Source organism: Glutamicibacter sp. NPDC087831, from assembly GCF_044742845.1.
In the GTDB taxonomy this organism is placed as follows: domain Bacteria; phylum Actinomycetota; class Actinomycetes; order Actinomycetales; family Micrococcaceae; genus Glutamicibacter.
This window is the reverse complement of the sequence record NZ_JBIUVH010000002.1, coordinates 539154-560638: the sequence shown is the minus strand read 5'-3', so window position 1 is coordinate 560638 and position 21485 is coordinate 539154. Positions and strand designations below refer to the sequence as shown.

The window sequence follows — 21485 nt, the reverse complement described above, 5'->3', positions numbered from 1 at the left end:
ACTCCGAGGTGAGAAATCAAGAAATGGTTCTTCTTGTCACCACGGCCAGCACCCCGGGTACGCCAGACATACGCCAACACAGATCGTGGGCGTCGTAACTACTGGTTGAAGGGGCTGGCGGTGTGACCGACAACCCCGGACTTGTCTGACTCGGGACTCGACATATCCCGAACTCTACAGCGCTCGACTGCGCGTGGCGTGGATAGAAACGTCCCTAATCGGCACGACGTCGTTGCGCGCGGGGGCAGAACACTGTCCCTGGACATCACAACTGGCTCTGGAAGCGGCAACGATCTGCCCGCAGCTGCGGCGAACAGCAAGCACGGCTGTGGACGTTGGAAATGCGGTCCGTTCCGGCGTACATACGAAGCCTAGCGACGGGCAGTCCGCGGCAGACCAAACAAACTACTGACTAGGCCGGAAGCTAAGTTCAAAAAGCTCTCCTCTGAGCCTGAAAATTAGCTGAGAACCCAGGGCCACCCCTCCCGGTCGCAGATCAAGTGGCCTAGGTTTGAAACACACTCCGCTTCTCAACGACGGCGAGCCTTGCCTGCCGGCAGGCTAATCCGCAATCTGCGAAGTGGCGTGACTTATGGGGTGCACTCGAGAGTTACGAACAAAGTGGAGGTAGTACTAATGCCAGGACGTATAGTCAGGTCCAAGACTGCTGAACGTGTCGCCGAACTCCTGGGGTCGCGCGAAGGACGCTCCCATCTGAGCGAGTACGGGTGGATCCAAGGAATGCCCGTGATCATTGCACAACTCAACGAGCCGGTAGACGACGTCATGGGCCTCGCTTCCGTTCACAATTGCGCTGTTCTCGTGGCGATACTGGACGCCCAGGGCGAGCAGCTTCGTTTCATCCATGTCTCGCCTCCCAACGGTGCTCTCCGGATCGTCGATGAGACTCCTGCGAATACCCGGATCTGCACGCTCTTCGAGCAAGCGGAGGAAAGCGGCATGCTGGCCTTCCGAGTTCGGTATTGGACCCACACGGCAATTGCCAACGCCCTGCCAGTCTTCACCCCGGAAGAACAGTGGCCGCTGGCGATGACGCGCAGCTAGCTGCCGGGGCACTGGAGGCCCCGCCCAGGTGCCGCTGATTCAACGGCTCGCTGCTAACCGCATATAGGCCATTTTCGACTGACGGTCCTGGCTTACCCGGAATTCTCCGGGGAAGCCAGGACCGCTGCCGCAATCCCCTGTCTTAGCGCCCAGCGATCTTCACCAGCTTGTGGTTGATGAATTCGTCCATGCCGTACTTGCCCAGCTCGCGGCCGATGCCCGAGCGCTTCACGCCGCCAAATGGCAGCTCAGGGTAGGAAGCCGAAGGCTCGTTGACGGCCACCATGCCGCTTTGCAGCTGCACGGAAACGCGCTCTGCGCGTTCCATGTCCTGGGTGTGGATGGAAGCTCCCAGCCCGTAGTCGGTGTTGTTGGCCAGGGCCACGGCTTCTTCTTCGCCATCTACCTTGTAGAGCACGGCGACCGGGCCGAAGAGCTCCTCGGAGAAGGCACGCATCTCGGGGGTCACCCCGGCAAGGATGGTCGGCTCGTAGAATGCGCCCTCGCCCTGGATCGGCTTGCCTCCGGCCAGGACCTGGGCACCCTTGTCGATGGCGTCCTGCACCTGTGCGGCCAAGCCGTCGCGGGCCGCGGCCGAGGACAGCGGGCCGAGGAAGTTCTCCGGCTGGGCCGGGTCGCCCACCTTGATTCCGGCCACCTGCTCCACTAGCGCCTGGGAGAAGTCCTCGTAGACCGAGGAATCGATGATGAAGCGCTTGGCCGCGTTGCAGGCTTGGCCGGTGTTCCCGAAGCGGGCGCGCATGCCCAGCTTGGCAGTGCGCGCCACGTCCGCGTCGTCGAAGACCACGAATGGATCCGAGCCGCCCAGTTCCAGCACCACCTTCTTCAGGTTGCGCCCGGCAATCTCTGCCACGGCCGCTCCGGCGCGCTCGGAACCGGTCAGGGATACTCCCTGCACCCGGCGGTCGGCGATGATGTCCGCGACCTGGTCATTGGTGGCGAAGATGTTCACATACGCGCCTTGCGGGGCTCCTGCTTCCTTGAAGATCTCTTCCATGGCCAGCGCCGACTCCGGGCACTGCGGCGCGTGCTTGAGCAGGATGGTGTTGCCGTTCATCAGGTTCGGCCCGGCGAAGCGTGCCACCTGGTAGTACGGGAAATTCCACGGCATGATGCCCAGCAGCGCGCCGACCGCTTCCTTGCGCACCAGCGCCTTGCCGCCCGAAGCGATCTCCAGCTCCTCGTCGGCCAGGTACCCCGGACCGTTCTTGGCATAGTAGCGGTAGATCGCCGCCACGATGCCGATTTCCCCCAGCGACTGCTTGATGGGCTTGCCCATCTCGCGGGTGATGATCGCGGCCAGCTGATCGGCGCGTGCCTCGTAGATGTCAGCCACCCGCTCCAGCAGGGCGACGCGTTCCTCCAGTGCGGAGACCGACCACTGGGTGTAGGCGTTGTGCGCCTCGGCGATGGCATCCTGGATCTGCGCATCGGTGGCAGTCGGGTAGGTTGCTTCGACTACGCCGGTGGCGGGATTGGTAACGGCATAAGTGGACATGGTGCTCCTTCGAAGATTCGCTTGTTGGACACTTAGCGCCCAGTCTTCCAGCTCCCGTCGCCAATGCCCCGGACTCGTCGGGTATTGGCGTGTTCGCCACGGAAACTGCCGCTGCTCCTCCAAAGCTGCGAACTGGGCCGCAGCAGGGATTGCAGTACTGCTGGACTCCTCGCAGCTGCGCCGGGTGGTGCGCTGGACGCTCGGGATCCGGCTCGATCCTACTCGCTTGCCTCCTGCTTTCCTGGAAGCTCCGAGCTATCGCCATCGAACCTGAATGCTTCCTGCGGATTGGCCGCGATCTGTGACCTGCGGCGCGCTCTTGCCTAGCGTCGTAGGCAACCAGCAGCGCTCCGCACGGACTGCGGAGCCGGATGCGCGGCCACCTGCCGCGCCACCCGCAGCTGACGACAGCAGCAGAGGAAGGGAAGACATGAGCACCAACGATCACACCAGTTCGAATCCATTCCCCGATGACCCGCGCAGCACCCCGCAACCCGGAACCGTCCGCCACGGCTTGAAAGATCCGGATCCGTTGACCGAGCCGCAAACCGACCTGTTCCCGTCGGGCACTGTCGAACCGGTACCGGCCGACGCGCATGATTCCGATGACCGGCAGTCCGCAGGAAGCGGCAGTACGTCGGGCAAAGCGCAGGCAGCCCAGGATCTGGCGCGCGAGGGCCAGGAATCCGCCACCCACGTGCTTGACAGCGCCAAGCAGGAAGCCTCGATGCTCGCTGAGCAGGCCAAGGACCAGGCCACCCACCTGTGGGATGAACTCGGCTCCGACCTGAAGGAGCAGACCTCCGCGCAGCAGCGGAAGGTCGCGGCCAACCTGCGCGACATCAGCGATGAGTTCCGCGCCATGCTCGACCAGTCCAGCGCGAGCGGAACCGCCTCCATGCTGGTGGACCAGGCTTCGCATCACAGCGGACAGGCCGCCGATTGGCTCGAACAGCGCGAGCCGCACGACTTGCTGGATGAGGTCAAGGGATTTGCACGCAAACGCCCTGCCGCCTTCTTGGGGCTGGCGCTGGGCGCTGGGCTGCTGGCAGGACGTATGACCCGGAATGCCAGCGAGCCGAAAAACACCACAGGGCACCGCGACCAGGAACCACGCCCCGGCACCACCAGCGCACCGAACGCCTCGGGCGTTGACGGGCCAGGTCCGGTTCGGGTTGCCCCGTCCTTCCAGGGAACCACCCGCGTGGATTCGGCAGGCAACCCGCTGCATGACGATTCGGTGGATGTTGACCCGCTGCGCTCCTACCCTCCTGGGGATCCGCGCAGCACCGACTACCGCTAGGAGCATTCGATGACTCACACGACGCCAGATCCCGATTCCGCAGAACATGAACGCAGTTCCCTCGGCGCCCTGTTCAATGACCTGACCCAGAACGTATCGCTGCTGGTTCGCCAAGAGATCGAGCTGGCAAAGACGGAGTTGAAGGAGTCGGCCAGCTCCGCCGGCAAGGGTGCAGGCATGTATGCCGGTGCCGGTGTTGCCGGCCATTTCGTCTTGCTATTTCTTTCCGTTGCGGCTTTCTTCGGATTGTCGCTCTGGATTGGCTACGGCTTCTCGGCCTTGGTGGTCGCCGCCCTCTGGGCGGTGATCGGTCTGGTCTTGGCAAGCGCAGCCAAGAAGAAGATGCAAGAGATCAAGGGACTGCCTAATACGGCCGAGACAGTCAAGAGGATTCCATCAGCTTTTACTCCGAAGGATGATGCACCATGAGCAAGAATTCAGAAGAACTCCGCGCGGAAATCGCCCAGACACGAGGCGACATGCAACAGGATGTGGATGCGATTGCCGACAGGGTCAGTCCCAGCCACATTGCCCACCGACAATCCGAAAAGGTCAAGGACTCATTCAGGAAGGTGAAGGACTCCGTCATGGGAACCAGTGAATCAACAAGTGACCAGCTGCACCACTACAGTGAAGATGCCGCGGAAGCCGTCAGGGACGCACCGCACAGGGTGGTGGAGCAGACCAAGGGCAATCCGCTGGCCGCCGGAATCATCGCCTTCGGGGCAGGACTGCTGGCCTCGTCGCTGCTTCCGGGGACCCAGAAAGAAGCCGAGCTGGTCCAGCGGGTCAAGGACAAGGCAGAACCGCTGGCCGAAGAGGCCAAGGATGCGGCGAAGCAGATTGCCGAAGACCTGCGGGAGCCTGCGCGGCAGGCCGCCGAGGACCTGCGGGATTCCGCCCAGGAATCCGTGCAGACCGTGAAATCCGAAGCCAACTCCGAAGCCGAGCATCTGCACGGCGAAGCGAAGGACACGGCCAAGGAGATGGATCACGGCTCCTGATCCCTAGGCGCGGCAAGAGGCTGGTGCGTGCAATCTCTGATTGGAACCACCAGCCTCTTGCTCTGCCCGGTAGGCGCTGAACCAGTCGGGGAATCCACCGTGATTTAGCTAGCTAAGCTAAATAACCACTAGGATGAGTCCATGGAGAATCCCAAATGACTCAGTCTGCTTTGCCTACGCATCTGGTATGGTTCCGCGATGATCTGCGCACCAGCGATCACCCCGCGTTGGATGCCGCGCTTTCTTCCGGTCCGGTGATCGCGGTCTATGTCCTGGACCAGGAATCTGCCGGCATCCGCCCGCTGGGCGGCGCGGCCAAATGGTGGCTGCATCAGGCGCTGGAGGACCTTCGCAGATCGCTGGAAAAACTGGGAATCCCGCTCATCCTGCGCCAAGGCCCATCCGCCGGGATCATCAGCGAACTCGTGCACGATGGCAACGTGGAGACCGTGCACTGGAACCGCCGCTACGGCCACGCCGAACGCGCCGTCGACATGCAGATCAAGCAGGACCTCCACGCGCGAGGCGTCCACGCCCACAGCTACAGCGGGACGCTCCTACATGAGCCCTGGGAGCTGCTGACCAAGAACAACACCGGCTACAAGGTCTTCACGCCCTTCTACAACGCGTTGCGCGACAGCGAGATCCGGCCTCCGTTGCCCGCGCCACAGGCACAAGAACCCCTCCCGGACACTAATCTTCCCGCCAGCGACGAGTTGGAGAGCTTGGAATTATTGCCGGCTTTGGACTGGATTGACGGGCTCGCCGCGCAATGGGAACCCGGAGAAGCATCTGCGCGCCAGCGCCTGGAGCAGGTGCTGGAATCGATCGCCGAAGACTACCCGGAGCACCATGACCGCCCCGATCTGGACGGAACGTCTGCCCTCTCCCCCGCCTTGCGCTGGGGGCATGTCAGCGCAAGCCAGATGTGGGAGGCGCTGGGCCGTCTGGCCGCCGTAAATCCCGAGGCTTCCGACGGTGCCACCGCGATGCGCCGCCAGCTCGCCTGGCGGGATTTCTGCTGGCACCTGTACTACCATCACCCGCAGCTTCCGGAGCGGAATCTGCGTGCGCAGTTCGATCATTTCGACTGGGCCTGGCCTGAGGCAGACCCGCAGGCCGCGGAATATATGAGCTGTTGGCAACAAGGACGCACCGGTTTCGGTCTAGTGGACGCCGGCATGCAGCAGCTTTGGCAGACCGGATGGATGCATAACCGGGTGCGGATGGTGGCAGCCAGCCTGCTGGTCAAGAACCTGCAAGTGCATTGGAAGGTCGGCGAGCGCTGGTTCTGGGACACCTTGGTAGATGCGGATCTCGCCAGCAATACTGCCAATTGGCAGTGGGTCGCTGGAAGCGGCGCCGACGCGGCACCGTACTTCAGGGTGTTCAACCCGGAACTGCAGGCCAAGAAATTCGATCCCCAGGGAAGCTACACGGCTCGATTCGCGCCGCTGGCCGCGGAGCCCATTGTGGACCTGAAGCAATCGCGGCAGGCTGCATTGGATGCTTACGAGCAGATGAAACTCAGCTCATAGTCGCGAAGCGTCTGGCAGCGCGAAGATGAAGCCCGCAGATCCACGATGACCTGCTATTCGCTGTTTCGGCCCAACGCATCTTCGGCTCGCTCTCTCAACGCATCAGCTTCCTTGCCGAGGGATCCAGAGCCTCCCCAACCGAACACCAATGCGAAAACGCCTACCGCATCCTTGGGTGCCTCCGGTGCCGGCAAATAAGTCCAATCAAGACCAATCCGCCTTCCGTCCTTCTCCGAAGAACTTCTACAGGGTTCCTTCCGGAACCCGCAGAACTCGACACGGACTAGAATCCGTGTCCCAGGAAGGACTGATTGCCATGCGCACATCGCCTAACCGCTTGCTCGCAACGATTTTCGGGGCCGTGTACCTCCTTGTCGGCCTGCTCGGGTTCCTTGTCACTGCCGGCGTGGATTTCTTCGCAACAGAGGGCGGGAAGCTGATCATTTTCGAGGTCAATCCACTTCACAACGTCATCCACCTGGCCATCGGCGCAGCACTGCTCATCGCTGGGCTCGGATCCGTGCGTGCTTCCAAGCTCGCCAACACCACGGTGGGCGCCGTCTACCTCCTGGTTGGCATCCTCGGCCTCTTCTTGGCCTCTACAGCACTGAACATCATTGCCCTGAACGGTGCGGATAACGTCCTGCACCTAGCCAGCGCGATTGTCCTGCTGTCGGTAGGCCTGTCCCAGGACCGGACGTCAGCAGCCCATACTGCACGGTCATGATTTCCCACGAGGCCATGGAGCCTGCCACCGAACCTGCCACGCAAGGGCGAGATGCAGTTGCGGGCTCCGTTACCTTCGGCGGCCTCTATGCCGGGATCGCTGGACTGGGAGTCGCGGCGCTGGCCGCGGCCTCCTCCGCCAGCCTGGCATCGGCATTCGGCGACGGGTCCGCCTCAGCACCGTGGTGGGCGTGGCTCGGCGCGATAGCATCCGCGGCCTGGGCCGGGGTGGCGCTGGTGTACGCCGTTGCCAGCCTGCTGAAGGCAGCGGCCCCTGCCGTGAAGCTTGCGGTCCCCTGCCTGGCGCTCGTCTCCTCCGTGCATTTAGCCAGCATTGTTGCCGGTCTTTGGGGGTTCCCGGAGGGAGCGAAGAATCTGGATCTCACTATTGCTTCCTTGCTGCTGCTTGAACTGTCGGTGCTGGCGGTCTTCGTGTGGCAGCGCAAGCGGCGGAAGAACTATCCGCACCGGGCAGTGCGTTCCAGCAGCCTAGTTGTCCTCGGGAGCATGTTTGCCGGTTCAGTTGCGGTTGCGGCGGTTGCCAGTTTGGGGTTGGCAGCTTCGTCCGCCGGAGAACTGGCGGTACCGCATTCCGAGCACGGCACTCATCATTCGGGAGACATCGACCCGGGAATCATTGGGAAAATGAAACAGGCAGAACACCACCACTAGCCGCAGCCAGGGGGCCAGTGCCAGTGATCCAACTGGCCCCGATAGCTGCAGGCTAGGCCCGCGGATCAACAATGATCTTCACGTGTTCCTCATTGTTGTTGATCAGCTGGTCGAACCCTTCGGAAACCAGCTCGTCGAGCCCGATGCGCCCGGTGATGAACGGGGCCAGGTCCAGTTTGCCGCTTTGCACCAGGGCAATGGTGTCCGGATGGTCATTGGCGTAGCCGATGGTGCCGCGCAGGTCGATTTCCTTCAAGACCAGCTTGGGCATGTCCACTTGCGGCTTATGCCCCCAAATCGAAACGTTGACGATCACCCCGCCGGGAGCCACCGCGTCCAGGAGCATATCCAGCACCACCGGGACCGAGGAGCACTCGAATCCGGCATCGGCCCCGCGTCCTCCGGTCGCCTCGCGCACCTTGTCCGCCACGTCCCCGTCCCTCGGATCAAAGACCTCGTCGGCAACCCCGGTTTCCCGCGCCTTGGCCTTGCGGGCCTCGGAGAGTTCCGAGATGTAGACCGTCAGCCCTTTGGCCTTAAGCACCGCTGCGGTCAGGAGGCCGATCGGGCCGGCACCGCCCACGATGGCTATCTGCCCTGCCTGGACGCCGGAGCGGACGAAGGCGTGGTGGGCCACCGACAGCGGCTCGATCAGCGCGGCCTCATCCAGGGGAATCTTGCCGATCGGATGCACCCAGCGGCGTTCCACGACAATTTTCTCCGATAGCCCTCCGCCGCGACCGCCCAGGCCGATGAAGTTCATGTCCTCGGAGAGCTGGTACTGCTGGCCCTTGCCGGTGTCCACATCTTCATGGATGATGTACGGTTCCACCACGACGTGCTCGCCGACTTCAAGTCCGGTGACGCCCTCGCCCAGGGCGGTAATGGTTCCGGAGAACTCATGGCCCATGGTCACCGGCGCGCTCTCTCCCGAGATCGGGTGCGGATGCCCGGCCGGCGGGATGAAGATCGGGCCCTCCAGGTATTCGTGCAGATCGGTGCCGCAGATGCCGCACCAGGCCACGTCGATGGCCACCGTTCCGGGCTTCAGCACCGGCTCATCGATGTCCTCGATCCGGATGTCCTTCTGGCCGTAGTACCGTGCTGCGCGCATGGCTCCCCCTCGATTCTTCTGCCTGTTGTTGACCGGACCGATCCCGGCCGGCCATTCCAGCTCCAAGCTACTGCGGCAGCCAAGGTTTGGGAACCGTTGCAAGAGGTTTCATCCGATGGCACCGGCAAGCCATCCAGCCAAAGCCCAGCCAGCAGTGCGCGGCCTGTTCGCGGCGCACAATGGACTATGGACATCATGTCGGCGGAGCAGCGTTCGGCGCTCATGTCGCGCATCTCCAGCAAGAACACCGGACCGGAACTGGTCCTGCGCCGGTTGCTGCATGCCGCCGGGTACCGCTACAGCGTGCACGGCGTCCTGCCCGCACGGCAAGTTGCCCAGCTGCGTGCTGCGCATCCCGGCATCCCGCTGCGGGGCGGAAAGCTTCCCGGATCCCCGGATCTAGTCTTCAGCGCCCGGCGCAAGGCCATCTTCGTCAACGGCTGCTTCTGGCACGGCCACGACTGCCCGGTGGGCCAGCGGCGCCCCGCATCCAATACCGGGTACTGGAACCCCAAGCTGGATGCCAACATCGCCCGGGACCAGCGCAATCGCGATAGCCTGGCGGCACTTGGCTGGGAATCGCTGACGCTCTGGGAATGCGAGCTGAAGGCGATGGATGGCGTCTTGGACAGGGCAGCAAGTTTCCTCGGACCGGTACGGATCCTGCCGGGCAGCCCCGGCGGGCAGGACCCGTCCCAGGGCACCGGAGTTGGCTAAGATCAAAGAGTCCGCCCGATCTGCCCGCAGCGCACCTGCCCGTTCCCCGAGGTCCATGAAAACCAGCACGTCCCGCTTCGAAGTCCCGGTACTGCTGGGAACCCAGACGCTGTTCAATATCGGCTTCTACGCCGTGGTTCCCTTTCTTGCCGTAGTGCTGGCCAACGACTTCCTGTTGGCAGGCGCCGCGGTGGGCCTGATCCTGGGCATCCGGACCTTCGCCCAGCAGGGCCTCTTCCTGGCCGGAGGCAGCCTGGCCGATCGCTTCGGTGCCCGGCGCATGATCCTTATTGGCTGCGCAGTGCGCGCCGCCGGGTTCCTCACGCTGGCCGCCTCGCTGTCCTTGGGCGACCCGAAGCTCTGGTTGTTCATCCTTGGTACATTGCTCACCGGATTCGGCGGGGCGCTTTTCTCTCCGGGCCTGAGCATTCTGGTGGGCGCTGCCCAGAGCGCGCGCGACAGGGGCCAACCCACGGGAGCCAAGCGGGCCACGCTCTTTGCCTGGCTGAGCGTCACCGGAGAAATCGGCGCGGTGGCCGGACCGTTGGTGGGAGCGGCACTGTGGGACTGGGGGTTCGCGGCCGTTGCAGGTTTCGGGGCAATCTTCTTCATCGCCATCGGACTGTTCCTGGCTGCGGCATTGCGCCGCTACGCTCCGGAAGGCACTTCACCGGATCATGCCGGGCCACGAGCCAAGCGGCAGGCCCGGCCTGGCAGCCTGCGCCGATGCCTGGCGGACCGGAAATTCGTGGCCTTCTGCGCCTTGCATGCCTCTGACCTGCTGGCATACAACCAGCTCTATTTGGCCATTCCCCTGGAATTGGAACGCACGGGTCTGCCCACCCAGTGGCTGGGACTGGTTTTCGCGTGGATCTCCGTGCTGACCCTGGGCTTGCAATTGCCCATCGCATGGCTCGCCGCACGGATCGGCGCGGCAGCGACCCTGCGTTGCGGATATGTCTCCAGCGCCCTGGGTTTCGGCGTACTCGCCTTTCTCCCCGCCACGGCTTTTGGCGAGAATACCGCGGCGGTACGCATCTTGTGCGCGGTCACCCTGCTGGCCTTGGGGCATATGAGCGTGCACCCTGCAGCTCTTTCGCTCGTTCCCGGATTCGCCGGACACCGGGGTACCGGATCCTACTTCGGCTTGCTGTCCAGTTGCGGCGGCCTGGCGGTGCTACTGGGGAATTTGCTGGTGGGCTGGCTCTTGTCCCAGGCCGGCCAGGGCCACGTCCCCGGATTCCTGCCGTGGCTGGTTCTCATCATTCCGCTGGTCGTTGCTTCTTGGCTTGGCGCATCGCTCGTGAGGCGCTCAGGCCTGCAGACCCAGGGTGCGTGAACTGCGACACATGACGCGCTGCCCTCGCAGAATTTCCACGGGGCACCCCAAGTTTGCACTACTCAGCTTCCACTCTTTCCAGGCTCTCTGCGGGGGCTTTTCCTCCGCTTTCCCTGCCGGGTCATAATCAGCAAAACGAGGCAACTAATTAGGGTACGCTTACCGAGGCTCTATTGCATTAGATGCCAATCCATCACGTAATACCGAAGGATTTCCATGAAACTTGGACGATTGAGCGTTGCCGCAGGTTTTGCGGCCATTGCCCTGGCGCTGACCGCCTGCAGCTCCACCTCTGCGAGCTCCGCCCCGGAACAAGCCGCGGACTCGGAAGCCCGCGTGGTCGTGGCCAATTTCCGCGCCCCGGTATCCAACTGGGCGTTGGAAAGCGACGACGCCTATGTGCTCTCCATCGCCGGTTGCTTGGAAACCCTGGCCAAATACAACCAGAGCACCAAAACCGTTGAACCGATGCTCGCTGCTTCCTGGAAGCAGTCCTCGGATACCGAATGGGATTTCGAGCTGCGCAAGAACGTACTGTTCCAGGATGGCACCGCCATGGATGCCAAGGCCGTTGCCGGCTCGCTGAACCACGTCCTTGAGGCCACCGCTCCAGCCCGTGCGGTGAACCCCAAGACCATCAAGAAGGTCCAGGCCCTCGACGCTGATACCGTGCGCGTCACCACACCCGCCGCGGATCCGTTGCTGCCCTACCGCATGGCCAGCGTGAACGCCGGAGTGCTTTCCCCTGCCGCGTACACCGGCAAGGGCATCGACCCGATGAAGCACTGCACCGGACCATTTGCCCCGGTCTCCGAAAAAGCCGGGCAGTCCCTGACCTTGGACCGCAACGCGAATTACTGGGACGGAGAGGTGAAGCTGGCCGGCGGCGAAATCCGCTACATCACCGAAGGCGCCACCCGCGCCACCCAGGTCCAGACCGGAGAAGCGGACATTTCCATGTCCATCCCGACCACCAGCCTGGCGGCGCTGGAAGCCGATAGCAAGATCAGCGTGCTCAAGGCCGACTCGCCTCGCACCTCGACCTTGTACCTGAACAACTCGCGCGCTCCATTCGAGAGCAGGGAGCTACGCAAGGCCGCCACCATGGCCCTGGATCTGCCGGCCATGGCCGCCAGCATCTACGAAGGCGCAGCGCAGCCTGCCACCGGCCCCTTCGCCCCGAGCGAGCCCTGGGCCAACCCGGATCTGGCCGTACCGCAGGTGAATATCGAAGAAGCCAAGAAGCTGGTGGAAGCTTCCGGATACCAGCAGGACAAGCCGCTGGAAATCATTGCGATCACCGAACGCGCGGAGTTCGCCGGCGTGGGGGCCATCATCCAGGAGCAGCTCAAGCAGATCGGCTTGCAGGCCAATGTGGTGACCAAGTCCTACGGCGCCGCAGAACCCGATGTGCTGGCCGGCAACTACGACATGATCCTCAGCCAGCGCAACCGGATGATCGACATTGCCGATCCGATCGGTTTCCTGCAGTCCGACTACACCTGCGAGGGCGGCTACAACCTGAGCCACTACTGCAACAAGGACTACGACCAGCTGATCGGCCAGGCACTGGCAGAGAAGGACGAGGCCCAGCGCCACGACCTGTACCGCCAGGCAGGGGATCTGCTCGCCGACGACGCCGCGAACCTCTGGCTGGTCAACGAGCAGGCTATCGACGGCGTGGGAGCCAAGGTCCAGGGCTATGTCCAGGACCCGCTGACCCGCTACGTGCTGACCAAGGATCTGGCGAAGACCAGCTAGCGTGTCTCCTCTAGCCATCATGCTGCGCCGGGCCATTGGACTCGGCGCAGCAGTTCTGCTCTCATCCTTCGCGGTATTCCTGGTCCCCTTCGTTTCCCCCGGGGACCCCGTGCGGTCCTTGCTGCGCGCCCGCATGGACATCGGGGCCGCCGACGAGGCAACGGTGCAGGCCTACGCACAGCAATTCGGCCTGCACGACCCGATGCTGGTGCAGTTCGGACGGTGGCTGGGCCGCTTCGCCACTGGAGACATGGGCATCTCGCATATCAGCGGCACCCCGGTAGCCGACCAGGTGCTGCCGGCTATTGGCGTCACCCTGTCCTTGGCCGGCAGCGCCCTGGTGGTGGCCATCGCCGTGTCCATTGTCCTGGGAGTGCTTTCGGCCACCCGTGCCGGGAGGTGGCCCGATAGGCTGATCACCTCTGCGACCCATGCACTGATCGCGATCCCCGAATACGCGCTGGCTCCCCTGTTAGTCCTGCTCTTCGCGGTGCGTTGGTCATTGCTTCCCTCTGCCGGTTTCGATTCCCCTGCCTCGTTGGTGCTCCCGGTCTTCATTCTGGCCTTGCGCCCCATCAGCTTCTTCACCGTAGCGGTGCGTTCGGGGGTGTGCCAAGCTTTGGACTCCGAGCATGTGCTGGCGGCCCGTGCCCGCGGGCTGAGCAGCACCCAAGCTTTGGTTCGCCATGTGGTTCCCCATGGATTGCTGCCGTTGTGGACCATGGTGGGTGTCTGGTTTGCCGGGTTGCTGGGCGGGTCGGTCATCGTGGAAGTCATCTTTGCCATTCCCGGAATGGGCCGGCTGATCTTCGACTCCATTGTTGATGCCGATATCCCGGTAGCCCAGGGCGGCGTGGTGGTGGTAGTGACCTGTGCCGTGGTGGTGACCGGAATCGTTGACTTGGTGCACAAGATCAGTGATCCCAATGTGAGGATTGGTGTACGACATGGCTAGGAATCATTCCAGGGAAATCCTGCTTTTCCCTCCCGCGTTCATCTTGCTGGCGGTGGTCGTCCTGACCATCGCCGCTCCGTGGATTTCCCCCTACAACCCCGACGCCCAGAACCTGGCGGACCGGTTGCAAGGTCCCAGCCTGTCCCACCTGCTGGGCACCGATGCCCTGGGCCGCGACACCTTGAGCAGGGTGCTGCACGGTGGCCGGTTCTCGCTATCGGTAGCACTGATCACCACGCTGTTCGCACTGCTGGTTGGCACCGCACTGGGCCTGCTCAGCGCGGTGCGCGGCGGGTGGCTGGATGAGCTCTTCCTGCGCGTGAACGACTTGCTGCTCGCGCTGCCCGAAATCGTGATTGCGCTGCTGATCATCGCGGTCATGGGTCCCGGATTCTTCACCATGGTGCTTTCCGTGGGCGTCGTGGCATGGACTCCCACCGCACGGTTGGTGCGTTCCATGGCGGCCCAGGCGTTATCCACCCACCATGTCGAAGCCTCCAGGCATGTCGGCGCTTCGCGCTGGTTCATCCTGCGCCACCACGTCCTGCCCTTCGTGGCTGGACCGGTGCTGGCCCAGGCGGCATTGCGCTTCGGGCTGCTGCTGGTATTGCTCGGCTCATTGTCCTATCTGGGCATCGGCGTCCAACCGCCGCAGTCCGACTGGGGTTCAATGCTGGCCGAAGCCCAGCCTCATGCCATCCGCTCCCCTTGGGGCCTGATTGCGCCGGGCGCGGCCATCTTCCTGGTCAGCTTCTGCGTCACCTTGCTGGGCAATCGAATCACCCACGTGCTGGGCGGGCAGGACGTGCTGGCCACCGAAGCCAAGGCGGAAGCCCATGACTAGAGAACTTGAATTCATTGATCTTTCGGTCAGCTCCGGCGATCAGCGATTGCTTTCCGAAGCACGCGGCGCCCTGCGAGCCGGCGAATTGGTGGCGGTTGTCGGACGTTCCGGTTCCGGCAAGACGCTGCTCACCAAGGCGATCATCGGCCTGCTGCCCCAGCAGCTGCGTGCAGAGGGCCAGATCCTGCTTGACGGCCAGCGCCTTGACCAGCTGGGCGAGAAGGCCATGGACTCGGTGCGCGGACGGCGCATCAGCATGCTGTTCCAGCAGCCCAAGCGCGTGATGAACCCGCGGCTGACCATCCGCGCGCATCTGCTTGAAGCCCTGGGAGCCCACGGCTGGGGCAAAGCCCGCCAGCACGAGCAGCAGGTGCTGTCCTTGCTCGAAGAAGTAGGCCTGTCCCCTGCCCAGCAGATTGCCGGCCAGCGCCCGGACCAGCTTTCCGGCGGGATGGCCCAACGCGCCATGCTGGCCATCGCCTTGGCCGCTGACCCGGAGTTCATTTTGGCTGATGAACCAACGTCATCCTTGGACTCGATTCTCAAGGCCGAAGTGCTGCAATTGTTGCGCCGCAAGCAGCAGGAACGTGGCGTGGGCGTCCTGTTCATCACCCACGACATCGCCAGCATCCAGCACATCGCCGACCGCGTCGTAGTAGTCAGCGACGGGCAAATTGTGGACCAGTGCCCCACCGCGCAGATCTTTTCCAGGGACCGTCACGCCAAGACACGCGAGCTGGTGGAAGCCAGCTTGCCTCCCCTGCGCACGCCACGCGTTATGGATTCCGCATGCTTGCTGGAAGCGGTGGATGCGGGCAAGAACTACACGCGCCGCGCGAAGGGACCGGCAGCATTGAAGCCCACAAGCTTGCGCCTGCACGGCGGCCAGGTCCTGGGAGTGGTGGGCCGCTCCGGTTCGGGCAAGAGCACCTTCGCCAGGCTGCTGGCCGGGTTGGAAGAGCCGACGACCGGACAGATCATCGATACGCACCACAATGGCGAAGCGACGCGGGTGCAGGTGATCGCCCAGGAACCGTACTCGTCCTTCGATCCCCGGCTTTCGATCCGCACGTCGATGAGCGCGGCGGTGCACCGGCTGCCGGCAATCCAGGCCGGCGAACGCATGACGCAAGCCATGGCCCAGGTGGGATTGGCCGAGCAATTACTGGATCGCCGGCCCGGCCAGTGCTCCGGCGGCCAGCTCCAGCGCCTGGCTATCGCGCGGGCGCTGCTGACCGAACCCCAGGTATTGATCTGCGATGAGTCCACCTCGGCACTGGATTCGGTAGCCCAGCGCCACGTCCTAGACCTGCTGCTTGATTTGCGCGAGCACATGGGGCTGAGCCTGGTGGTCATCTCCCACGACATGGACGTGATCCGCTACGTGAGTGACGACGTGGCAGTGTTCTACGAGGGCAAGCTGGTGGAGCATCGTCCGCTCAACGAGTTCCTGGGCAATGCGGAACATCAGCACAGCAAGGATCTCGTGGCCGCGCTGGACCTCACCGCAGCGGTTCCTTCCGCCGGCTGATTTCTGCTCGCGTAAGAAAACCCGGAACTCTTGTGCCCTGACTTGGACCGCTTATAGATTGATGGACTATGACCGACAGTTCGCAGAAGAATCCGTCCATCACCCGCCGCTTGCCATTGCTGGCCCTATGCGCAGCCTTGTTCCTTGCAGGCTGTTCCGCTCCAGCCCCGGATTCCGGCGACGCCCAGGAGCCAGCTTCCGAGAGCACCCGGCTGGCCAGCGTAGCTGAAGCCGGAACGCTGAAGGTCTGCACCACCGGGGACTACCGGCCGTTCACCTATCTTGACCCGGACACCGGGCAATGGTCGGGAATCGACATCACGATGGCCAAGAATCTTGCCGAGTCGATGGGCGCAGAGCCCGAGTTCATCCAGACCTCCTGGAAGGACTTGATGCCGGACTTCCTCTCCGAATGCGATATCGCCGTGGGCGGGGTATCCATTTCTATGGAACGCGCCCAGCAGGCCTACTACAGCGAAGCCACCCTGGACGAGGGCAAGACGCCCATCACCTTGTGCGAGAACGTGCAGAAGTACGACACGGTCAAGGAAATCAACCAGCCCGGGGTCCGTTCCATCACTCCGATTGGCGGGACCAACGAGAAGTTCGCCGACGCGAACTACCCGAAGGGCGAGATCATCCGTTTCGAGGACAACAACAAGATCTTCGATGAGATCATTGCCGGGCGTGCCGACGTGATGACCACCGACGCCTCGGAGACCCGCTGGGTGGCCAACGAGCACCCCGAGCTGTGCGCGGTGCACCCGGATCAGCCATTCAATTTCTCCCAGAAGGCGTACCTGCTGCCGCTGGGCGATGACGAGTTCCAGGAATACGTGAACCAGTGGCTGAACATGGCCAAGAACGATGGGACTCTCGCGGCTGCCGAGAAGCCCTGGTTCGGATAGCCGCCGCCAGAACATGACAATAGGCCAGCGGCCACGCCCCGAACTTTCTCGGGGCGTGGCCGCTGGCTTCTTCTTTTCCTTGTACTGGCACAAGCCAGGAACTGCTAATGCATGTGGCTGCCACCGTTGATGTCAATGGTGGTGCCGGTCAGGTAGGAAGCACCTTCTGAGGCTAAGAAGCCAATGACCGATGCGACTTCCCCAGTGGCTGCGGTGCGCCCAATGGGGATGCCCGCGGCAATGGCCGCCTCCTGCTCGTCGGTGCTGCCAACACGGATGTTGGTATCCACAGCGCCCGGCGCAATCGCATTGACGGTGACGCCGCTGGCCGAGATTTCGCGGGCCAGCGCCTTGGTGAACCCGAGGATTGCCGCTTTCGCCGAGGAATAGGGGACTTTGCCGAAGACTCCGCCGCCCCGCTGGGCAGAGACAGAGGACATGTTGATCACACGTCCCCATCCGCTCTCGATCATTTCCGGCAGGAATGCCTTAGTCACCAGGTACGTGCCCGTGGCGTTGACGTTCATGATCTTGTTCCAGATCTCCAAAGTCGTATCCAGGAAATCCACCGGGGAGGTAATCCCCGCGATGTTCACGACGGCACCGGTAGGAGGCAGTTCCCCCGCGGCGACGCGGGCTGCCACCGCCGCCTGGGCCGCGGCGACCGAGGATTCGTCGGCAACGTCGATCTGGTGGCCGAATGCCGGCACGCCAAATTCCTCTGCAATCTCCGTGGCTACGCGCTCGGATGCGGAGTGGTCCAGATCCAGAATCGCTATGCCCCAGCCTTCCCGGGCCAGGTGCCGGGCGGTTTCGATGCCGATCCCCTGTGGCGAGGTGGCACCGGTTAGTACTGCAGTGCGCTGGGTTTGATTCATCGGATTCCTGCTTTCAATACGGCCCGCCCGAACAACGATGAGGCGAACTTGGTGGTTGCGGTGCTCTGCTCTGGACAAACGCACCAGAAGTTTGTGGTGCACACCACGATAGTTTTGTTTACTGTTGACAGTCAACTGTTAAATTTTCTCTTGACAGAACTTGTGCCGTCGCTCACACTTCTATTAGTGTTGACTGTCAACAATGAAAATTGCCCGCATCCCACAACTCACGAAGGGAGCCACTCATGAGCAGCGAAGCTCTAGAAATGCGTGGCCCGATCCACGGCACCAAGGACGCCAAGCGCGTCGCGATAGGCTCCAGCGTTGGAGCCACCATTGAAACCTACGATTTCATCGGCTTCGGCACCGCGGCCGCCCTGTATTTCGGACACGTATTCTTCCCCGGCGCTGACCCGCTCACGGGAACGCTTGCATCCTTCGCCACCTTGGGCGTAGGTTTCGCTGCCCGTCCCTTGGGCGGGATCATCGGCGGCCATCTCGGTGACAAGATCGGGCGCAAGCCGGTGCTTGTCACTTCGCTGATCGTCATGGGTCTTGCCACATTCTTCATCGGCGTGCTGCCCACCTACGAGCAGGTCGGCGTGCTGGCTCCAGCGCTTCTGGTCTTCGTGCGCATCGTCCAGGGCCTGGCCTTCGGCGCCGAATGGGGCGGGGCAATCCTGATGACCTACGAACACGCGCCATGGAAGCAAAAGGGCAGGTTCACCGGGATTGTCCAGTCCGGATTCCCGGTAGGGCTGCTGCTGGCCAATCTGGTGTTCCTGGTCAGCGTGCAGTTGCCTGGCGACTGGGGATGGCGTGTTCCGTTCCTGGCCAGCCTGCTGCTGGTGATCGTGGGACTGGTCATCCGTTCGAAGGTCCCGGAGTCCCCGGTCTTCGATGATGTGAAGAAATCAGGGCAGATCGTCAAGTCGCCGATCAAGGATGTCATTCGCACCGACTGGCGCAATATCCTGCGCGGCATCGGGCTTCGCATTGCCGAGACCGCGGGCTACGCGGTCTCCATCACCTACATGATTTCCTACCTGCACACCACTGGCTTGGCCGCGAACTGGCAGACGCTGACCGCCTTGAGCATCGCCTCGGCCATCGGCATCTACGCGACCTACCGCTGGGGCCGGCTCACCGACCGCGTTGGACGTCGCTCCGTCTACCTCTTCGCTTGCGCCTTTGCCGCGCTCTTCGGCATTCCGATGTTCCTCATGGTCAACACCGGCTCGTTCCTGATGATCATTGCCACGATCGTGATCTCCTATGCCATCTGCCAGAACTCCATGGCAGGTGCCCAGGGGGCCTGGTTCCCGGAGCTCTTCCAGGCCAAGACCCGCTCCTCCGGCGCCTCACTGGCTTACCAGATTTCGGCCATGGTTTCCGGTTTCACCCCGTTCATCACCACTTTGCTTTTCATGCAGTTCGGCTGGATGGGCCCGGCCGCGCTCTTCATCGGCTACGCGCTAATCGGCCTGTGGGCGGCTCTGGTGACCAAGGAAACCTGGGGCCCTCGCGAACGCCACCTTGCTGACCAAGCCATCGCCGAGAATCCGCAGGCAAGTTGCGTCTGACCCCGTGAGCCAACCCGAACCCCGACCCGTTGAATACCTGAAAGGACTTCCCATGGCAATTGCAGCCACCGACAACCAGACGCTGAATTTGGGCCAGCGCACCGAAAGGGTCCGCGACGCCGCCTACCGCATCCGCCACCACTCGCTGAACATGGGCGAGGTGCAGGGCCAAGGATATGTAGGTCAAGCATTGGGCGCCGCGGACATGTTCGCGGCCGTCTACGCGGACCAGCTGGACTTCCGTCCGGCAGAACCGGACTGGGAAGACCGCGACCGCTTCCTGCTTTCCACCGGCCACTACGCCATCGGCTTCTATGCCGCATTGGCCGAAGCGGGCATCATCCCGGTGGAAGAGCTGGAAACCTACGGGTCGGACGATTCGAGGCTTCCGATGTCCGGGATGTCCACCTACACCCCGGGCATGGAAATCTCCGGCGGCTCGCTGGGGCACGGCCTGTCCATCGCGGTGGGCATGGCCCTGGGCCTGCGCCACCAGAACAGGACCCAGCGGGTGATCAATTTCCTCTCCGACGGCGAACTCGATGAAGGCTCCACTTGGGAAGCGGCCATGGGTGCCGCACACCACCAGCTGGGCCATCTGACGGCCATGGTGGACATCAATGCCCTGCAAGCCGATGGCGCGACCGCCGGCGTGCTGCGCACCGAACCGGTCACCGAGAAATGGGAAGCCTTCGGCTGGTATGCCCAGCGGATCAACGGCAATGACCCGCGAGCGCTGCTGCAGGCCTTCGACAACATCGCGGCCCAAGCGGCCCTCGCCTCGCGCCCCTCGGTCATCCTGTGCGACACCAAGGTAGGCCGCGGCGTTCCGCTGCTGGAAAACCGCGAGAAAGCCCACTTCATGCGCATTGAAGACAACGAATGGCAGATCTGCCGCGACCAACTCACCGAAGGCTTCGAAGGGAGCAACTCCTAAATGTCTGCCACCGCTAAACCACGACTGAAAACCTCGGCCATGATTGCCTCCTTCGCGGAGCCCGGCCAGAAGACCGCGCCAGCGCCTTTCGGCCATGCCCTGGCCAAGGCGGCCGAGCAGGATCCGCGCATTGTGGGCCTGACTGCCGATCTGGGCAAGTACACGGATATGCACATCTTCGCCCAGCAGCATCCCGAGCGCTTCTTCCAGATGGGCATGGCCGAGCAGCTGCTGTTCGGGGCCGCCGCGGGCTTCGCCGAAACCGGCATGATCCCCTTTGCTTCCACCTATTCGGTGTTCGCGGCCCGGCGGGCCTATGACTTCCTGTGCCTGGATATCGCCGAGCCGAACCTCAATGTGAATATCGTGGGCGGCCTGCCCGGGCTGACCACCGGCTATGGCCCGAGCCACCAGGCCACCGAGGACATTGCCATCTTCCGCGGGATGCCGAACCTGACCATCGTGGATCCCTGCGATTCGGTGGACATCGAGCAATCGGTGCCGCAGCTAGCGGCTTCTGAAGGGCCAACCTACCTGCGCCTGCTGCGCGGCAAGGTGCCTACTGTCCTGGATGAATACGACTACAGCTTCGAATTGGGCAAGGCAAAAGTACTACGCGGTGGACGTGACGTCGTCTTCGTCTCCAGCGGCCTGATGACCATGCGCGCACTGGATGCCGCGAAGGAACTGGCCAAGCACAACGTGGACGTTTCCGTGGTCCACTCCCCCACCATCAAGCCCTTCGACTCGGAAACAGTTCTGAAGGAGGTGGCCGGGGACCGTCTGGTAGTCACGCTGGAAAACCACTCGGTCATCGGCGGGTTGTTCGAAACTCTGGCTTCCACCATGATCCGCGGCGGTGTTTCCTCTAAGGTCGTTCCCATCGGCCTGCCCGATGAGTTCTTGGATGCGGGCGCATTGCCAACACTCCATGACCGCTATGGGTTGTCGATCAGCGCGATTGTGTCCAAGGTCCTCTCCGAACTCGGCTAGCTCGCCGGGTAATCCACCAGAACGATCGCCTTTGGCGGGTGCGTTGCTCTCGACGCACCCGCCAAAGGCGCTAAAATCAACAGTTAACAATCAACAGT

The 21485-nt window shown here is 63.0% G+C and carries 21 protein-coding genes; 17 read left to right on the top strand and 4 right to left on the bottom strand.

Annotation, left to right across the window (positions count from 1 at the left end):
- Positions 1-16: 16 nt before the first annotated feature.
- Positions 17-70 carry a chloramphenicol resistance leader peptide gene (locus ACIOJF_RS09085; RefSeq protein ID WP_124770126.1) on the bottom strand — a complete coding sequence of 18 codons (54 nt, stop codon included), beginning with the start codon at positions 68-70 and terminating at the stop codon, positions 17-19.
- Positions 71-747: 677 nt separating this feature from the next.
- Here ACIOJF_RS09085 and ACIOJF_RS09080 point away from each other — a divergent pair.
- On the top strand, positions 748-1065 hold the full coding sequence (locus ACIOJF_RS09080; protein ID WP_286134036.1) for a hypothetical protein: 318 nt from the start codon (positions 748-750) through the stop codon (positions 1063-1065).
- 142 nt (positions 1066-1207) lie between these two features.
- On the opposite strand, the gene ACIOJF_RS09075 is transcribed toward ACIOJF_RS09080, so the two are convergent.
- Positions 1208-2584 carry an NAD-dependent succinate-semialdehyde dehydrogenase gene (locus ACIOJF_RS09075; RefSeq protein ID WP_105656067.1) on the bottom strand — a complete coding sequence of 459 codons (1377 nt, stop codon included), beginning with the start codon at positions 2582-2584 and terminating at the stop codon, positions 1208-1210.
- Between the two features lie 430 nt (positions 2585-3014).
- On the opposite strand from ACIOJF_RS09075, the gene ACIOJF_RS09070 reads away from it, so the two are divergent.
- The 6 genes from ACIOJF_RS09070 to ACIOJF_RS09045 all read left to right on the top strand — a co-directional run bounded on the left by ACIOJF_RS09070 (position 3015) and on the right by ACIOJF_RS09045 (position 7827).
- Entirely contained in the window at positions 3015-3887 is an 873-nt protein-coding gene (locus ACIOJF_RS09070) for a hypothetical protein (RefSeq protein ID WP_402741536.1), read from the top strand.
- A gap of 9 nt (positions 3888-3896) precedes the next feature.
- Complete coding sequence (locus tag ACIOJF_RS09065; protein WP_066142299.1) at positions 3897-4316, top strand: phage holin family protein; 420 nt, start codon at positions 3897-3899, stop codon at positions 4314-4316.
- Positions 4313-4891, top strand: a complete 579-nt coding sequence (locus ACIOJF_RS09060; protein ID WP_402741535.1) for a DUF3618 domain-containing protein — start codon at positions 4313-4315, stop codon at positions 4889-4891. The genes ACIOJF_RS09065 and ACIOJF_RS09060 overlap by 4 nt, the downstream gene beginning before the upstream one ends.
- A 155-nt stretch (positions 4892-5046) precedes the next feature.
- A complete protein-coding gene (locus ACIOJF_RS09055) occupies positions 5047-6429 on the top strand; it encodes a cryptochrome/photolyase family protein (protein ID WP_402741534.1) in 1383 nt (460 codons plus the stop codon).
- A gap of 316 nt (positions 6430-6745) precedes the next feature.
- Positions 6746-7156, top strand: coding sequence for a DUF4383 domain-containing protein (locus ACIOJF_RS09050; protein WP_402741533.1), 411 nt, complete (start codon positions 6746-6748; stop codon positions 7154-7156).
- A complete protein-coding gene (locus tag ACIOJF_RS09045) occupies positions 7153-7827 on the top strand; it encodes a hypothetical protein (protein WP_105656063.1) in 675 nt (224 codons plus the stop codon). Before ACIOJF_RS09050 ends, ACIOJF_RS09045 begins: the two co-directional genes overlap by 4 nt.
- A 52-nt stretch (positions 7828-7879) precedes the next feature.
- Here ACIOJF_RS09045 and ACIOJF_RS09040 read toward each other — a convergent pair whose 3' ends face one another.
- Entirely contained in the window at positions 7880-8941 is a 1062-nt protein-coding gene (locus tag ACIOJF_RS09040; RefSeq protein WP_105656062.1) for a 2,3-butanediol dehydrogenase, read from the bottom strand.
- Between the two features lie 186 nt (positions 8942-9127).
- Between ACIOJF_RS09040 and ACIOJF_RS09035 the strand changes: the two genes are divergently transcribed.
- The 7 genes from ACIOJF_RS09035 to ACIOJF_RS09005 all read left to right on the top strand — a co-directional run bounded on the left by ACIOJF_RS09035 (position 9128) and on the right by ACIOJF_RS09005 (position 16996).
- Complete coding sequence (locus ACIOJF_RS09035; RefSeq protein WP_402741532.1) at positions 9128-9658, top strand: very short patch repair endonuclease; 531 nt, start codon at positions 9128-9130, stop codon at positions 9656-9658.
- A gap of 55 nt (positions 9659-9713) precedes the next feature.
- Positions 9714-10997, top strand: a complete 1284-nt coding sequence (locus ACIOJF_RS09030; protein ID WP_181148757.1) for an MFS transporter — start codon at positions 9714-9716, stop codon at positions 10995-10997.
- A gap of 216 nt (positions 10998-11213) precedes the next feature.
- Entirely contained in the window at positions 11214-12758 is a 1545-nt protein-coding gene (locus ACIOJF_RS09025) for an ABC transporter substrate-binding protein (RefSeq protein ID WP_105656060.1), read from the top strand.
- A 1-nt stretch (position 12759) separates the two neighbouring features.
- Positions 12760-13713: an ABC transporter permease gene (locus ACIOJF_RS09020; RefSeq protein ID WP_286134035.1), complete on the top strand. Its 954-nt coding sequence runs from the start codon at positions 12760-12762 to the stop codon at positions 13711-13713.
- The gene (locus ACIOJF_RS09015; protein ID WP_286134034.1) at positions 13706-14557 is read left to right on the top strand and encodes an ABC transporter permease; all 852 of its coding nucleotides are present in this window, start codon (positions 13706-13708) and stop codon (positions 14555-14557) included. The genes ACIOJF_RS09020 and ACIOJF_RS09015 overlap by 8 nt, the downstream gene beginning before the upstream one ends.
- Positions 14550-16088, top strand: a complete 1539-nt coding sequence (locus ACIOJF_RS09010; protein ID WP_105656058.1) for an ABC transporter ATP-binding protein — start codon at positions 14550-14552, stop codon at positions 16086-16088. Before ACIOJF_RS09015 ends, ACIOJF_RS09010 begins: the two co-directional genes overlap by 8 nt.
- Positions 16089-16156: 68 nt before the next feature.
- On the top strand, positions 16157-16996 hold the full coding sequence (locus tag ACIOJF_RS09005) for a transporter substrate-binding domain-containing protein (protein WP_181148756.1): 840 nt from the start codon (positions 16157-16159) through the stop codon (positions 16994-16996).
- 104 nt (positions 16997-17100) lie between these two features.
- Here ACIOJF_RS09005 and ACIOJF_RS09000 read toward each other — a convergent pair whose 3' ends face one another.
- Positions 17101-17874 (bottom strand): SDR family NAD(P)-dependent oxidoreductase, encoded by a 774-nt coding sequence (locus ACIOJF_RS09000; protein ID WP_105656057.1) that lies wholly within the window; start codon positions 17872-17874, stop codon positions 17101-17103.
- Positions 17875-18119: 245 nt separating this feature from the next.
- Between ACIOJF_RS09000 and ACIOJF_RS08995 the strand changes: the two genes are divergently transcribed.
- From ACIOJF_RS08995 to ACIOJF_RS08985, 3 genes are read left to right on the top strand one after another with little or no spacing between them, the layout of a single operon-like run.
- On the top strand, positions 18120-19457 hold the full coding sequence (locus ACIOJF_RS08995; protein WP_105656056.1) for an MFS transporter: 1338 nt from the start codon (positions 18120-18122) through the stop codon (positions 19455-19457).
- A 52-nt stretch (positions 19458-19509) separates the two neighbouring features.
- The gene (locus tag ACIOJF_RS08990) at positions 19510-20394 is read left to right on the top strand and encodes a transketolase (RefSeq protein ID WP_402741531.1); all 885 of its coding nucleotides are present in this window, start codon (positions 19510-19512) and stop codon (positions 20392-20394) included.
- Positions 20395-21387 (top strand): transketolase C-terminal domain-containing protein, encoded by a 993-nt coding sequence (locus tag ACIOJF_RS08985; RefSeq protein WP_332489287.1) that lies wholly within the window; start codon positions 20395-20397, stop codon positions 21385-21387. It begins immediately after the preceding gene.
- Positions 21388-21485 lie beyond the last annotated feature (98 nt).

Excerpts from the sequence above, each read along its gene's own strand:
- ACIOJF_RS09075 (WP_105656067.1), bottom strand. The coding sequence starts at position 2,584 with ATGTCCACTTATGCCGTTACCAATCCCGCCACCGGCGTAGTCGAAGCA.
- ACIOJF_RS09015 (WP_286134034.1), top strand. The coding sequence starts at position 13,706 with ATGGCTAGGAATCATTCCAGGGAAATCCTGCTTTTCCCTCCCGCGTTC.
- ACIOJF_RS09030 (WP_181148757.1), top strand. The coding sequence starts at position 9,714 with ATGAAAACCAGCACGTCCCGCTTCGAAGTCCCGGTACTGCTGGGAACC.
- ACIOJF_RS09060 (WP_402741535.1), top strand. The coding sequence starts at position 4,313 with ATGAGCAAGAATTCAGAAGAACTCCGCGCGGAAATCGCCCAGACACGA.
- ACIOJF_RS09070 (WP_402741536.1), top strand. The coding sequence starts at position 3,015 with ATGAGCACCAACGATCACACCAGTTCGAATCCATTCCCCGATGACCCG.
- ACIOJF_RS08995 (WP_105656056.1), top strand. The coding sequence starts at position 18,120 with ATGAGCAGCGAAGCTCTAGAAATGCGTGGCCCGATCCACGGCACCAAG.
- ACIOJF_RS09065 (WP_066142299.1), top strand. The coding sequence starts at position 3,897 with ATGACTCACACGACGCCAGATCCCGATTCCGCAGAACATGAACGCAGT.
- ACIOJF_RS08990 (WP_402741531.1), top strand. The coding sequence starts at position 19,510 with ATGGCAATTGCAGCCACCGACAACCAGACGCTGAATTTGGGCCAGCGC.
- ACIOJF_RS08985 (WP_332489287.1), top strand. The coding sequence starts at position 20,395 with ATGTCTGCCACCGCTAAACCACGACTGAAAACCTCGGCCATGATTGCC.
- ACIOJF_RS09045 (WP_105656063.1), top strand. The coding sequence starts at position 7,153 with ATGATTTCCCACGAGGCCATGGAGCCTGCCACCGAACCTGCCACGCAA.
- ACIOJF_RS09025 (WP_105656060.1), top strand. The coding sequence starts at position 11,214 with ATGAAACTTGGACGATTGAGCGTTGCCGCAGGTTTTGCGGCCATTGCC.
- ACIOJF_RS09010 (WP_105656058.1), top strand. The coding sequence starts at position 14,550 with ATGACTAGAGAACTTGAATTCATTGATCTTTCGGTCAGCTCCGGCGAT.
- ACIOJF_RS09005 (WP_181148756.1), top strand. The coding sequence starts at position 16,157 with ATGACCGACAGTTCGCAGAAGAATCCGTCCATCACCCGCCGCTTGCCA.
- ACIOJF_RS09055 (WP_402741534.1), top strand. The coding sequence starts at position 5,047 with ATGACTCAGTCTGCTTTGCCTACGCATCTGGTATGGTTCCGCGATGAT.
- ACIOJF_RS09050 (WP_402741533.1), top strand. The coding sequence starts at position 6,746 with ATGCGCACATCGCCTAACCGCTTGCTCGCAACGATTTTCGGGGCCGTG.
- ACIOJF_RS09000 (WP_105656057.1), bottom strand. The coding sequence starts at position 17,874 with ATGAATCAAACCCAGCGCACTGCAGTACTAACCGGTGCCACCTCGCCA.
- ACIOJF_RS09035 (WP_402741532.1), top strand. The coding sequence starts at position 9,128 with ATGGACATCATGTCGGCGGAGCAGCGTTCGGCGCTCATGTCGCGCATC.
- ACIOJF_RS09040 (WP_105656062.1), bottom strand. The coding sequence starts at position 8,941 with ATGCGCGCAGCACGGTACTACGGCCAGAAGGACATCCGGATCGAGGAC.